The organism is Pseudomonas sp. FW305-3-2-15-C-LB1 (assembly GCF_058787615.1).
This window is the reverse complement of the sequence record NZ_JBYSZX010000019.1, coordinates 95,286-110,205: the sequence shown is the minus strand read 5'-3', so window position 1 is coordinate 110,205 and position 14,920 is coordinate 95,286. Positions and strand designations below refer to the sequence as shown.

General features: G+C 60.8%; 9 protein-coding genes. All 9 read left to right on the top strand.

Going from position 1 to position 14,920, the window contains the following annotated elements; genetic code table 11:
* Window positions 1-160: 160 nt before the first annotated feature.
* A complete protein-coding gene (gene recC, locus AC3WP7_RS26505; RefSeq protein ID WP_102592539.1) occupies window positions 161-3,613 on the top strand; it encodes an exodeoxyribonuclease V subunit gamma in 3,453 nt (1,150 codons plus the stop codon).
* Window positions 3,610-7,284, top strand: a complete 3,675-nt coding sequence (recB, locus tag AC3WP7_RS26500; RefSeq protein ID WP_102592540.1) for an exodeoxyribonuclease V subunit beta — start codon at window positions 3,610-3,612, stop codon at window positions 7,282-7,284. The genes recC and recB overlap by 4 nt, the downstream gene beginning before the upstream one ends.
* The gene (recD, locus tag AC3WP7_RS26495; protein WP_102592541.1) at window positions 7,281-9,350 is read left to right on the top strand and encodes an exodeoxyribonuclease V subunit alpha; all 2,070 of its coding nucleotides are present in this window, start codon (window positions 7,281-7,283) and stop codon (window positions 9,348-9,350) included. Before recB ends, recD begins: the two co-directional genes overlap by 4 nt.
* 142 nt (window positions 9,351-9,492) lie before the next feature.
* Window positions 9,493-10,068, top strand: coding sequence for a regulatory sequestration protein YfiR (gene yfiR, locus AC3WP7_RS26490; RefSeq protein ID WP_071489142.1), 576 nt, complete (start codon window positions 9,493-9,495; stop codon window positions 10,066-10,068).
* The gene (dgcN, locus tag AC3WP7_RS26485) at window positions 10,065-11,327 is read left to right on the top strand and encodes a diguanylate cyclase DgcN/YfiN (RefSeq protein WP_071489143.1); all 1,263 of its coding nucleotides are present in this window, start codon (window positions 10,065-10,067) and stop codon (window positions 11,325-11,327) included. Before yfiR ends, dgcN begins: the two co-directional genes overlap by 4 nt.
* 4 nt (window positions 11,328-11,331) lie before the next feature.
* The gene (yfiB, locus tag AC3WP7_RS26480) at window positions 11,332-11,823 is read left to right on the top strand and encodes an outer membrane lipoprotein YfiB (RefSeq protein WP_172963344.1); all 492 of its coding nucleotides are present in this window, start codon (window positions 11,332-11,334) and stop codon (window positions 11,821-11,823) included.
* A 288-nt stretch (window positions 11,824-12,111) separates the two neighbouring features.
* Window positions 12,112-12,741 (top strand): TauD/TfdA family dioxygenase, encoded by a 630-nt coding sequence (locus tag AC3WP7_RS26475; RefSeq protein ID WP_256579955.1) that lies wholly within the window; start codon window positions 12,112-12,114, stop codon window positions 12,739-12,741.
* Window positions 12,742-13,111: 370 nt separating this feature from the next.
* A complete protein-coding gene (locus tag AC3WP7_RS26470; protein ID WP_092249461.1) occupies window positions 13,112-13,960 on the top strand; it encodes an EamA family transporter in 849 nt (282 codons plus the stop codon).
* Entirely contained in the window at window positions 13,960-14,907 is a 948-nt protein-coding gene (locus AC3WP7_RS26465) for a LysR substrate-binding domain-containing protein (RefSeq protein WP_102592542.1), read from the top strand. The genes AC3WP7_RS26470 and AC3WP7_RS26465 overlap by 1 nt, the downstream gene beginning before the upstream one ends.
* The last annotated feature ends 13 nt before the right edge of the window (window positions 14,908-14,920 follow it).

The following is a 14,920-nucleotide window of genomic DNA, read 5'->3' as shown; positions in this document are numbered from 1 at the left end:
AGGTCATCGTCAAGATTAAATTCCAGAACCCCTGATTGCTAACGCAGTCAGGGGTTTTGTTTTGGGCGGTCGGAAAGACAGCTAACATCCCAATTCGGCCAACAACTGCCCACAGTGCTAAAGTCGCACCCTCGATTTTGCCTTTCCCAAGGAAGCCGTTATGCCGGATGCGACGTCCCTCAGTGCTGGATTCATGGTGGTTCACGGCAACCGCCTGGACGAACTTCGCAGCCTGGTGGTCAGTTGGATGCGCCGGTACCCCTTGGCTCCCTTGGAAAACGAAATCGCCCTGGTACAAAGCAACGGTATCGCCCAGTGGCTCAAGTTGGCTCTGGCCGAAGACCCGGAAGACGACGACATGGGCGGTTGCGGCATCGCGGCGGCAATCGATGTGCAGCTCCCTGGCAGTTTCATGTGGCAGCTCTACCGTATGGTTCTGGGCCGTGACGAAATCCCGCCCAAATCCCTGCTCGATAAAGCCCCACTGACCTGGCGCCTGATGCGCCTGCTTCCGGAGCTTATCGATCAGCCGCACTTCGAACCGCTGCAGCGCTTTCTCACCCACGACACCGACTTGCGTAAACGCTACCAACTCGCCGAGCGCCTGGCTGACCTGTTCGACCAATACCAGGTCTACCGTGCCGACTGGCTGGAAGATTGGGCCGCCGGCCGCCACCAATTGCGTAACGGTCGAGGTGAATCCAAACCCCTTAACCCAGCCAACTGCTGGCAAGCCGAACTATGGCGCGCGCTGCTGTTGGATGTTGGTGAAGAAGGCATGGCCGAAAGCCGCGCCGGCGTTCACCAACGTTTTATCGAGCGCATCAATACACTGGAAAAAGCGCCCGAGGGCCTGCCATCCCGCGTCATCGTTTTTGGCATCTCCTCGTTGCCCGCCCAGGCGCTGGAGGCCCTCGCCGGCCTCGCGCGCTTCAGCCAAGTCCTGCTCTGTGTGCACAACCCTTGCCGCCACCATTGGTCCGACATCGTCGCCGACAAAGACCTGCTGCGTAACGAATACAAGCGTCAGGCGCGTAAAGCGGGCATGCCGGTCACCATCGACCCACAAACCCTGTACCAGCACGCCCACCCGTTACTGGCGGCCTGGGGCAAGCAAGGTCGTGACTACATCAGCTTGCTGGACAGCTACGACGACCCCAACAGCTACCGCGCCGCTTTCCGCGACGGCCGCATCGACCTGTTCAGCGACAGCGAGCCGGCAACACTGCTCAATCAACTCCAGGACGATATCCTCGAACTGCGCCCACTCAATGAAACCCGCGAACTATGGCCCGCTGTGGATCTGGAGCGTGATACCTCAATCCGCTTCCACATCGCCCACAGCGCCCAACGCGAAGTGGAAATCCTCCACGACCAACTGCTCCAACGCTTCAGCGCCGACCCCACGCTGCGCCCCCGGGATATTATTGTCATGGTCCCTGACGTCGACAGCTATGCGCCGCACATCCGCGCCGTGTTCGGGCAGCTCGAGCGCAATGACCCACGCTTCATCCCCTTCACCCTGACCGACCAAGGCCAACGCGGCCGCGACCCTCTGCTGATCGCTGTCGAACACCTGCTGAAACTCCCCGACAGCCGCTTTCCCGTCAGCGAAATTCTAGATCTGCTTGATGTTCCAGCCTTGCGCGAACGCTTTGCCATCAAGGAGCGCGACCTGCCCACGTTGCACCGCTGGATAGAAGGCGCCGGCATCCGCTGGGGGCTCAACGCCGAACAACGTGCAGACCTCGGCCTGCCAACCGGGCTGGAACAAAACAGTTGGCGTTTCGGCCTGCGCCGCATGTTGCTCGGTTACGCCGTAGGTACAGGTGCAGCGTGTGACGGTATCGAGCCCTATGACGAAATCGGTGGACTCGACGCTGTCCTGATCGGCCCCCTGGTCGCCGTGCTCGACGCACTCAACGATGCGCACCAAGCCCTGTCTCAACCCGCTCCCGCGAAGGAGTGGGGCGAACGCCTGCAACGCTTGACGCAATTGTTTTTCTTGCCGAGTAGCGAACACGACGAATACCTGCTGGGCCAACTAGAACAACTCAGAGAAACCTGGCTGGAAACCTGCGAGTCCGTCGGCCTTAACGACGACTTACCCCTCACCGTAGTCCGTGAAGCCTGGCTAGCGGGTTTGGACCAAGGGCGCCTGTCCCAACGCTTCCTCGCCGGGGCTGTCAATTTCTGCACCCTGATGCCTATGCGTGCGATCCCTTTCAAGCTGGTGTGCCTGCTCGGTATGAACGATGGTGACTACCCGCGCGCGCAGCCCCCGTTGGACTTCGACCTGATGGGCAGTGACTACCGCCCCGGCGACCGTTCACGCCGCGAAGACGACCGCTACTTGCTGCTCGAGGCGCTGCTTTCAGCCCGCGACCAGCTCTATATCAGTTGGGTCGGCCGCAGCATCCGCGACAACAGCGATCGCCCGGCCTCGGTGTTAATCGGCCAACTGCGTGACCATCTGGCCAGTGGCTGGCACTGCGCTGACAGTGACGAGCCGCTGATCGAAGCCATGACCCAGGAGCATCCGCTGCAACCGTTCAGCGCTCGCTACTTCCATGAGGGCGATTCGCTGTTCAGCTATGCGCGCGAATGGCAGTTGCTCCACGAAGCATCCGATACCACCCCGACAGAACACGACCTGGCGCCCCATCAACAGGACGAGCCCCTGACCCTCGGCCAGCTACAAGACTTCCTGCGCAACCCCGTCAAACACTTCTTCAGCCAACGCTTGAAAGTATTCTTCGAGGCCGCCGAAGTACCGCTGGCCGACGAAGAGCCCTTCGTGCTCGACGCACTGCAACGCTACAGCCTGAGCGATAGTCTGCTCAGTGCAGCACTCACCGAACCCGATCACTTCGACCAGGCGTTGAACGTCCAGGCTTTGCGCCTGCAAAGCAGTGGCCTGTTGCCGATGGTGGGTTTCGGCGAGTGCCTTCGCAACGAACTGATCGAGCCATTGCCCGATCTGCTGCGACGCTACCAACAATTATTGGCCCTCTGGCCCACCCCGCACTCCGGCGCCGAACCGATCAGTTTTGAGCATCGCGGCATTCAGTTGGAAGGCTGGATCAGCGGGCTGCATAGACGCAGTGATGGTGGGTTGCTCAGCGTCACCACCATCCCCAACAGCATCGGCTCGATCAAGACCCGCAAGTGGCATCGCCTGATTCGGCCCTGGGTCAATCACGTGGTTGCCTGCGCTTGCGGTCTGCCGTTAAGCACCGGCTTGGTGGCCAGTGATGACACACTGCTGCTGCCACCGCTGGATCAAGCCAATGCCCAGGAAATTCTCTGCAACTTGCTGCTCGCCTGGCACACCGGGATGAGCAAACCGTTGCCCATCGCCGTCAAGACCGCGTTTGCCTGGCTCGGCCAAACTGACCCGGCCAAGGCCGAAGTGGCCGCGGGTAAAGCCTACGAGGGTGACGGGCTCAATAACGAAGGCGAGCGCCGCGAAACCCCAGCGCTCACCCGGCAATTCCCGGACTACGCCACACTTATTGCCAGCGAAGAATTCGAAGGTTGGTGCGAAACCCTTTATCGCCCCCTGCTCAACGCCCCCTGGCGATCACTCACAAGCGAGGAGGCCGGCGCATGAACCACAAACCCTTGGCCCTGGCCTTCCCGCTCAACGGCAGCCAGCTGATTGAAGCCAGCGCCGGCACCGGCAAAACCTTCACTATCTCCGCCCTTTATCTGCGCCTTGTCCTCGGTCACGGTAGTGAAGGGTCTGGCTTTGGCCGCGAACTGCTACCGCCTCAAATCCTGGTGGTGACCTTTACCGACGCCGCCACCAAAGAGCTGCGTGAACGCATCCGTATCCGTCTGGCCGAAGCCGCACGCTTTTTCCGCACAGAAATTGAACAGCCCGACGCCCTTATCGCTGATCTGCGTGACGAATATCCCGCCGACCAATGGCCGGCCTGCGCCAACCGGCTGGACATCGCTGCGCAATGGATGGACGAAGCCGCCGTTTCGACCATCCACAGTTGGTGCCAGCGTATGCTGCGCGAGCACGCCTTCGACAGTGGCAGCTTGTTCACCCAGACTCTGGAAACCGACCACAGCGATCTGCTCGGCGAGGTGCTGCGCGACTACTGGCGGCTGTTCTGCTACCCGATGCATGACGATGCGCTCAATTGGGTGCGCAATAACTGGGGCGGGCCTGCCGCGTTGATGCCGCGAGTCCGTGCGCTGTTCGGCAGCGAACGGCCTGTCGGAGAGACCCGCGAGCCCGCCGAGCTGATCGACGCCTGCCTCCAAGAACGCCGTGAAGCGCTGATGCAACTCAAGGCACCGTGGCAGCAGTGGGCCGCCGAGCTACGTGATATCTGCCTGCAAGCCGTGGCGGCCAAGGCCGTCGATGGCCGCAAGATGCAAGCCCGCTACTTCGAGCCCTGGTTCGAGAAGATCAGCGCGTGGGCTGCTGACGACACCCTCGAACAACTCGATATCGGCACCGGTTTCACTCGCCTGACACCCGACGGCATGGCCGAAGCCTGGAAGGGCGAGCCGCCGCAGCATCCCGGTATCGATGCCATGGCCGGCCTCAAGGCTGCCCTGGATGCCTTGCCGACGCCCGACGCCGCCGTGTTGCAACACGCGGCCGGTTGGGTCGGCAAACGCTTCGAAGAGGAAAAGCGTCGACGCGCCGAAATGGGTTTCGACGACATGCTCATCCGCCTCAATGCCGCCCTGCAATCCGAGGGAGGCGAGCGTCTGGCGAGCGTGATCCGCGAGCAGTTCCCGGTGGCGTTGATCGACGAGTTCCAGGACACCGACCCGGTGCAATACAGCATCTTCGACAGCATCTACCGCATTGAAGAAAACCACCTCGACAGCGGCCTGTTCCTGATCGGCGACCCCAAGCAGGCGATCTACGCCTTCCGTGGCGCCGACATCTACACCTACTTGCGCGCCCGCCAGTCCACCACCGGCCGCCATCACACCTTGGGTACCAACTTCCGCTCCAGCCATGCGATGGTCGAGGCGGTGAACCATGTGTTCCAGCGTGCGGAAACGGGCCGGGGTGCGTTCCTGTTCCGCGAGCCGGATGGCAAAAACCCCGTACCGTTCCACTCGGTGCTGTCCCAAGGCCGCAAGGAACACTTGCAGGTCGATGGGCAAACGTTGCCGGCATTGAACCTCTGGCACTTGCCCACCGACCAGCCGATTTCCAACGTGCTGTATCGTCAGCAGCTGGCGGCGGCCTGTGCCACGCACATTGTTGAATTGCTCAACGGCGGCCAGCAGGGCAGGGCCGGTTTCCTGCAACCGGACGCGAGCTTCAAAGGCGTGCTGCCGTCAGATATTGCCATCCTGGTGCGCGACGGCAAGGAAGCCCAGGCGGTACGCACCGAATTGGCCGCCCGTGGTGTGCGCAGCGTTTACCTGTCCGACAAGGACTCGGTGTTCGCCGCCCAGGAAGCCCACGACCTGCTGGCCTGGCTCAAGGCCTGCGCCGAGCCGGACGTGGAGCGCCCTCTGCGTGCCGCCTTGGCCTGCGTCACCCTGAACCTGTCTTTACCGGAACTGGAGCGTCTGAACCAGGACGAACTCGCGTGGGAAAGCCGCGTCATGCAGTTCCGTGGTTACCGCGCAATCTGGCGCACCCAAGGCGTGCTGCCGATGCTGCGGCGCCTGCTGCACGACTTCAAACTGCCGCAAACCCTGATCGCGCGCAGTGATGGCGAGCGTGTGCTGACCAACCTGCTGCACCTCAGCGAACTGCTGCAACAAGCGGCCTCGGAACTGGACGGCGAACAAGCGCTGATCCGCCACCTGGCCGAACACCTGGCGCTCTCGGGCCAGGCGGGTGAAGAACAGATCCTGCGCCTGGAAAGTGATGAGCAACTGGTCAAGGTCGTGACCATCCACAAATCCAAAGGCCTGGAATACGACCTGGTTTTCCTGCCGTTCATCTGCTCGGCCAAACCGGTGGACGGCAGCCGCTTGCCGCTGCACTACCACGATGAACACGGCAAATCCCAGGTCAGCCTGCGCCCAACGCCCGAGCTGATCGCCCAGGCCGACAACGAGCGCCTCGCCGAAGACCTGCGCCTGTTCTACGTCGCCCTGACCCGCGCCAAACATGCGTGTTGGCTGGGCGTTGCCGATCTCAAGCGCGGCAACAGCAACAGCTCCGTACTGCACCTTTCGGCACTGGGCTATTTGCTTGGCGCAGGCGCATCGCTGGGAGAGTCCGCCGGTTTGGCGCGCTGGCTCTTGGACCTTCAAGAAGGTTGCACGGCAATCAACTACGCCCAAGTGCCCGAAGCGCAAGACATCCTCTTCCACCCACCGCGCAACCAAGCCACGCTGCGCGCGCCCCTGCTGCCCAAGCGCAAGGCGGCGGAAAACTGGTGGATTGCCTCCTACAGCGCCTTGCGCATCGGCGACAGCATGAGCGCTGCCACGCTCGAAGCGCCGGAGAGCCCACAGGCCCAAAAGCTGTTCGATGACGAACGCCTCGACCCCGACGCACCCCGCGAAGTGGCGGCGTCCGGCGGTGACATTCACCGCTTCCCACGTGGGCCCAACCCCGGGACCTTTCTCCACGGGCTGCTGGAGTGGGCCGGGGAGGAGGGCTTCAACGTCACACCCGAGGCGATCGAAAAAGCCGTGGGCGCCCGCTGCAATCGGCGCAACTGGGAGGGCTGGATCACCACCCTCGGCAGTTGGCTCGGCCACCTGCTGCAAACACCATTGCCGGTGGAAAACGGTCACGTTTCCCTCAGCCGGTTGCAGCAGTACCAGATTGAAATGGAGTTCTGGTTCGCCAGCCACAAAGTCGACGTACTCGCCCTCGACAAACTGGTGTGCCAATACACCCATAACGGCGTCTCCCGCGTCGCCGCCGAACCGGTGCTGCTCAACGGCATGTTCAAGGGCTTTATCGATTTGACCTTCGAACACGACGGACACTATTACGTCGCCGATTACAAATCCAACTGGCTTGGCCCCGACGATTCGGCCTACACCCCGGACGCCATGGAACAGTCGATCCTCGAGCATCGGTACGACCTGCAATACGTACTTTACCTGCTGGCCCTGCACCGCCAACTCAAGGCGCGCCTGCCGGACTACGACTACGACCGCCATATCGGCGGTGCGCTGTACATTTTCCTGCGTGGTACGCAGTCCGCGAGCCAGGGGGCGTATTTCACCCGGCCGCCACGAGAGCTGATCGAAGGCCTGGACCTGCTGTTCCAGGGCAAGCCGATCCCGCCCAGGGTTGAGCCCGCCTGGGAACAAGGAGTGTTGTTATGAGCCTGTCGCCATTACCGCTGGAGGAGCTGACCCCTCTCAGCCGCGCCGCCGACCTGGTGCAATTGCTGGCGCGTTGGGTGGAGCGTGGCTGGTTGCGTGCCCTGGACAAAGCCTTCGTCGGCTTCCTGCACGAGCTCGATCCACAGGCTGACCCGCTGGTGCTGCTGGCCGCCGCGCTGACCAGCCATCAATTGGGTCATGGTCACGTCTGCCTCGATTTGTTCGAAACCCTCAAGGCGCCCGATTTCGCCCTTTCGCTGCCGCCTGAAGGCGACCTGCAAACCGGCGCCATGCTGCTGCCATCGCAGTTGCTCGACGGCCTCGACGGCGCCCACTGGTGCCACGCGCTCGCCGCCAGCCATCTGGTCGCCCTGGCCATCGATGGCAGCGAGTCCGCCCAAAGCCGTCCGTTGGTCCTATCCGGCAAACGCCTGTATCTGCGCCGCTACTGGACCTACGAGCGGCGCATCGATACCGCCTTGCGTCTAAGGCTCGCCACCCAGGAAAACGTCGCCGCCGATCTGCCGCAGCGCCTGAGTCGTTTGTTTGACCAACCGCCGCCCGACGGCGTGATCGACTGGCAAAAACTCGCCTGTGCCTTGGCCACTCGCGGCGCATTCAGCATCGTCACCGGCGGCCCTGGCACTGGCAAGACCACCACCGTGGTGCGCCTGCTCGCGCTGTTACAGGCGCCCGCCGTGGAAGCCGGCAGTCCGTTGCGCATTCGCCTGGCCGCACCGACCGGCAAGGCTGCCGCACGCCTCACCGAGTCCATCAGCCAGCAAGTGCTGTCGCTGAAAGTGCCGGACAACGTGAAGGAAAAAATCCCGACCCAGGTCACCACTGTCCACCGCCTGCTGGGCAGTCGCCCGGGCACGCGGCACTTCCGGCATCACATTGGCAACCCATTGCCCCTGGATGTGTTGGTCGTGGACGAAGCCTCGATGATCGACCTGGAAATGATGGCCAACCTACTCGACGCCTTGCCGCCCCATGCACGCCTGGTGCTGCTGGGCGACAAGGACCAACTCGCGTCGGTAGAGGCGGGTGCAGTGCTCGGTGACTTGTGTCGCGACGCCGAAGCCGGCTTCTACAGCACCGAGACCCGCCAATGGTTGCAAGCGGTCAGCGGCGAAGACCTCAGTGCCAGCGGCCTGCAGGAAGACCTCGACGCCAGCCACCCATTGGCCCAACAAGTGGTGATGCTGCGTTACTCGCGGCGTTTCGGCGAGGGCAGTGGCATCGGTCAACTGGCGCGTTGGGTCAACCAGCAAAATGCCGAAGAGGCGCGCAAGCTGCTGGCGGCGCGCAGTCACGATGATCTGTTCTGCGTCAGCCTGAAGGGCGAGCACGACCACGCCCTGGAGCGTCTGGTGCTGGACGGGCAGGGTGATGGCGCCCACGGTTATCGCTATTACCTCAACCTGCTGCACAGCGCCCGCCCGTCACTTGATACCCCACGGGAAAGCGACGCCTGGACCCACTGGGCGCAACAACTGCTGCAGGCCTTCGATGCGTTCCAACTGCTCTGCGCGGTACGCAAAGGCCCCTGGGGCGTGGAAGGCCTGAACCTGCGCATCACTGCTGCCCTGCGCAAGGTACGTTTGATCGAAGGCGACGAGCAATGGTACGAAGGCCGCCCGGTGCTGATGACCCGCAACGATTACGGTCTTGGTCTGATGAACGGCGATATCGGCATCGCCCTCAAATTGCCCGAAAGCGACGGCGGCCCCCAGGTGTTGCGCGTGGCCTTCCCACGCAACGATGGCCAGGGCGGTGTGCGATTTGTGCTGCCTAGCCGTCTGAATGATGTGGAAACTGTTTACGCCATGACCGTGCACAAATCCCAGGGCTCCGAGTTCACCCACACCGCATTGATTCTGCCGGATGCGTTGAACCCCGTGCTCACCAAAGAATTGATCTATACCGGCATCACGCGGGCCAAGCGCTGGTTCAGCCTGATCGAGCCCCGAGGTGGTGTGTTTGAAGAGGCGGTCAGGCGCAAGGTCAAGCGCTTGAGTGGGCTGATGCTGGAATTGGGCCACGAACCGGAAAAAACTGACTGACAGGTCATGCCATTTTTCTGATTCAGTCGACTGATTTTTCTGGAAAAATAGCGGCCCCCGTGAAGACCTACTCTTCGCGGGGTTTTGCGCCGCTGTGCTATCGTTGCGGCATCATCTAAAAAACACCTGAGAGAATCGCTGCATGAACGTGGCTGTCTCGCCCACAGAGCGCAGTTTGAGCTGGAGACGCATGCTGCTGGTGGCGTTGCTGTGCGTACTCGCGCCGCGCGCCTTCGCCCAGGCTCCCGACCCCGCTGATCTTGCCGCCCAGCGCGCCCAAGCGGTCACTCAGGTGGTACTCGGTATCCTCAGTTATGCGCGCTGGCCGGTCGAGCCTGCGCAATTGCGCCTGTGCGTCGTCGGCCCGACCCAATACACCGACGACCTGATCAAAGGCACCACCCAGGCCACCGGTCGTCCGGTGGTGGTGCAGCGCCTGCTGGCCAACCATCCCGATATCGTCAACGCGTGCGATGCGGTGTACATCGGCAAACTGAGTGCCGATGAGCGTAGCCAGTTGTTTACCTCGTTGATCGGTCACCCGGTGCTGAGCATCAGCGAAGGCGGCGACCAGTGCACCGTGGGCAGCCTGTTCTGCCTGCGGGTGAGTGATGAGCAAGTGTCCTTCGAGGTCAACCTCGACTCCGTGGCGCGCAGCGGCGTGCGCATTCACCCCAGCGTGCTGCAGTTGTCCCGTCGGCGAGCGCCTGCGCCATGACTGTCACCAAAGTGCGACCTACCCTGCGCTCGGTCATCGGCAGGGGGCACCTGATCCTGGCTCTGGTGGCGGTGACCCTGGCCAGCATCTCGCTGACCCTGCTGGGTGTGCTGGCGCTGCGGGTGTATGCCGAACACAACCTGCACCTGATCGCGCGCTCCATCAACTACACCGTGGAAGCGGCAGTGGTGTTCAACGACAGCGCGGCAGCCACTGAAGCGCTCAGCCTGATCGCCTCCACCGAAGAAGTGGCCCAGGCCGAAGTCTTCGACGCCAATGGCAAGTTGCTGGCGCAGTGGATACGTCCGGATACCGGCATGCTCTCGCGAGTTGAACTGGAGCTGGCGCACACCCTGCTCGAACAACCCATCAGCCAGCCTATCCTCCACCAAGGGCGAGTCATCGGCAGCACTCACCTCACCGGTCACGGCGGTAGCCTGCTGCGTTTCCTGCTCAGTGGCCTGGCCGGGATCCTCATCTGTACCGCGCTCAGCGCGTGGATCGCTCTGCACCTGGCGCGACGCTTATTGCGCGGTATCACCGGCCCACTGCAAAGCCTCGCCGCCGTGGCCCACGCCGCCCGCAGCGAACGCGACTTCGATCGCCGTGTGCCGCCGGCGCGAATCGCCGAGTTGGACAGCCTGGGCAGCGACTTCAACGCTTTGCTCGGCGAGATGGAAGCCTGGCAAAACCATCTGCAAAGCGAAAACGAATCCCTCGCCCACCAGGCCAATCACGACAGCCTCACCGGCCTGCCTAACCGTGCGTACTTCGAAGGCCGTCTGATCCGTGCCCTGCGCAGTGCGGCCAAGGCCAAGGAACAACTGGCGGTGCTCTACCTCGACAGCGACCGTTTCAAAGAGATCAACGACAGCTTTGGCCACGCCGCCGGCGATGCCGTTCTCGTAGCGGTGGCCGAGCGCGTGCGTGCGCAACTGCGTGAGGATGACCTGGTCGCGCGCCTGGGCGGTGACGAGTTCGCCATCCTGCTGGCGCCGCTGCACAAGGTGGAAGACGCCGAGCGCATCGCCGACAAAATCATCGCCAGCATGGACCTGCCGATTCCGGTGCCCGGCAACACCCAGGTGTTGACCTCACTCAGTATCGGTATCGCCATCTACCCTGATCATGGCGCCACACCCGGCACCTTGCTCAATGCCGCCGACGCGGCGATGTACCAGGCCAAGCGTTTGTCCTCGGGCGGCCAGCAAACGGCGGAGTCGGAGAATTCCGTCGTCAACGTTCAACACAGGAGTTGACCCCTTGTTCACGACCGCGCGTTTCATGTTTATCACCTTGCTGGTGGCCCTGCTCGCCCTTGGCGGCTGCCAGACCGCTCCACCCAAAGGCCTCACCCCGGCACAAGTCGCGGTCCTCAAGCAGCAAGGCTTCGAACTGACCGACGAAGGCTGGGCCTTCGGCCTGTCCGGTAAAGTGCTGTTTGGCAGCGACGTCGAGACGCTCAACCAACCCAGCACCGACATCGTCCAACGCATCGGCAAGGCCTTGCTGGGTGTCGGCATCGAGCGCGTGCGCGTTGATGGCCACACCGATGCGTCGGGCAAGGAAACCTACAACCAGCAACTGTCCCTGCGCCGGGCGAAAAGCGTGGCGACGGTGCTGACCGGCGTGGGCATGAAAGAAGAAAATATCCAGCTGCGCGGGTTGGGCAGCAGCGAGCCGGTGGCGTCCAACGATACGGCGGCAGGGCGTACGGAGAATCGGCGGGTGTCGATTGTGGTGATTGCGGACTGAGTCACTACCCCCATCTCAACTTGAAACCCAATCAACTGTGGGAGCTGGCTTGCCAGCGATGGCAGTGTGTCAGTCAGTACATCCGGTACTGAGACACCGCTATCGCCGGCAAGCCAGCTCCCACAGTTGGTTTGGCGGTGTGCATGAAACAGCGTTTGCTAAGTAACTTCTACGTAGGAAAGCTCTGCCATGACGAATTTTGATGGCTAGGCTGACGAGGTTTCGCTTTTTCGCAAATGGTGGGCTTAGTTAAATGAACGCTCCAACTAACCACCGTAAAGGATTGCGATGAACATAAACGTCAGTGATTTCCGGCAAGCAGTTTCCAAAGTTAGACTTTCAAGATTTGCCTTCGATGAACTTTTGAGCGCAAGAGAGTTGCTAGCATCTGAAAGTCAGGGGGCTCGATTCGATACCAAGGCTGCCTACATCAATTCTCTACAATCATCCGTCTTGAGTGAGGAGCTAGATAGAATCCGAACCATGATCGACCATGAATGCCATGTCTTGATTCTTGATGGTTTTAAGGTCGAGAAACTTGAAACCTTTAAATCACTGATATGGACATTTGGTTCGCTACTCGGCGTACCCATGGTACAGAATCATCTGGGTCACAAGGTGATTGAGGTTTATGACAGAGGCGGTAAGAGTATTGAGGAGGGGGCTAGATACCATCAAACCCGTCAAGGTGCGTACGTACACAACGATGGAGTGAGCGATCCGCTACCTATCGATTACTTGATCCTGGCTTGCGGACAGCCAGCGCTTTTGGGCGGCGAGAGCATCCTGATTGATGCAAGCGCGGTATATGCGGAGCTGATGGCGTTTCCGGAAATATTGGAAGAGCTTAAATGCAACTTCTTTTTTGAAAACCGCGGTATGTCAGATGAAGAGCAGCTTTCAAGGCGCCCATTCTGAGTTTTTCCAATGAAGGCATTCCACTGATCAGATACTTTCGGGTCTACATTGAATCCGCCCACATCAAGGTGCGAGTACCGTTAACGGTGGCTCAATGTCAAGCGCTGGACTTTCTGGATACTGTTCTCGATCAGTCATCCGTTCAGCATCGAGTGTTGCTGGAACCAGGGCAGGTACTTATTTCGGCCGATAATAAGTTTCTTCATACTCGCACGCACTTCATTGACAGGAATACGCCACGTTGTGCGATAGATGATGCTGAGTCTTTGAGCGATCTAAATCGCTACATGCTAAGGATGTGGTTGCGTAAACAATGACACCTCGATGCCCATAGCGTACATCCTCTACTATCCGCCATAAGCCGAGCCCCATGGACAACTCCGATATCGCGATCACGCTGGTCTTGATCTCAGCCTTCATGCACGCCACCTGGAACGCTGTCGTCCGCGCCGGTAGCAGTCGCTTCATGACCTTGGCCATGGTGGATGGCACCGCCCTGGTGATATGCCTTTTGGCGTTGCCGTTTGTCAGCGTGCCGAGCCTGGAGGTGTGGGGCTACATCCTCGTCTCCGTGGGACTCAATACGGTCTATCGGCTATTTCTGATCAAAGCCTACGAAACGGGAGATTTCGGGCAGGTGTACCCGGTGATGCGTGGGATACCGCCGGTACTGGTCGCGTTATTTTCCTACTTTCTGTTGCATGAGCAGTTGTCACGCGAGGCGCTGGCGGGTGTGGTGTTGATTTGTGTAGGCATTATCAGCCTGACCTTTGTGCGCAGGATGACGGCGCAGATGCTCAAGCCGATTCTGATGGCGGTGTGTGCCGGGGCGTTTATCGCGGCTTACACGGTGGTGGACGCCAAAGGCGTGAGAGCCAGTGAAACGGTGTTGCAATACATCATCTACCTGACGGTATTCCAGAGCATTCCGATCCCGGTGCTGGCGTTTTCCAGGGAGCGTTTGGCCTTGATGCGAGCGATACGTGGGCATTGGCGAGTCGGCCTGTTGGGCGGTGTTTTTTACCTGGCGTCATACGGATTGGTGTTGTTTGCGTTGTCGCTGGACGCGGTGGCCAAGGTCTCAGCGCTGCGGGAAACCAGTGTTATTATCGGCGCCATTGTTGCCGCGCTGTTCTTTCACGAACAGTTCGGTTGGCGACGGATGCTGTCGGCATTCGTCATTGTTTGCGGGATCATCTTGATCAAAGTGAGCACCTGATGGCCCAGCGTCCGCCTCCCACTCCGATGCTTCAAGCGTTCGTCAGCGCTGCGCAATCCGGTAGCTTTGCGCGTGCGGCGTCGCAGCTTAACCTCACCGCCAGCGCCATCAGCCATCAAATTGCAGGCCTGGAGGAATGGTGGGGCGTGCAGTTGTTTGAGCGGCATTCGCGCGGCGTCAAGCTGACGTCCGCAGGGCAGGCTTTGTTGCCGGTCACCGACGGATTTTTCAAGGCGCTGGATGGGGTCTTGCATTCACTCAACCCCGCAAAGTCCCGTCCGCTGTACCTCTCATGCACGTCCTCGCTCTGTTCGACATGGCTGATCCCCAGGATGCACGGCTCTCACACTGAGGCTTCGTTCAACCTTGACCTGGTGTTGACCAGCGCCGACATCAACAGCACCAGTCTGGAAGCGCATCAATACGATGTCGCGGTGGTGATGGGGTATGGCGATTACCCGGATCATCATGTTGAACTGCTGATGCGTGACGCGGTGTTCCCCGTTTGCTCGCCGGAATTTCTAAGGCCGAAGGGGGATATTGCGCCGGAGGATGTCGCCCAATACCCGCTGATTCATAGGGTGGACGATCAGGTGTGTCCGGGGTGGGAAAGCTGGTTTGCGTTTCAGGGCCTGCCGACGCCGCCTTATCACCATGGGCCGCGCTTTCCGGATTCGAGCCTGGCGATCAGTCTGGCGGTAAAGGGCGCAGGGATTGCGCTGGGCAGGACTGCGTTGGTGTATGACCAATTGGAAAACGGTGCATTGGTTGCGTTGAAAAGCCCCGTGATGATGTCCCCAGCGGCCTACTACATCATTTGTCGAAATGGGCGGCAGTCAGAGCCGGATATTGCGCGTCTGATTGAATGGCTCAAAAACCGTGCGGGTGAGTTCCTGCGCGAAGTTCGGGCTCGGTATCCACAAATAGCCGGGACTACCGCCGTTTAAATGTTGGGAGGAG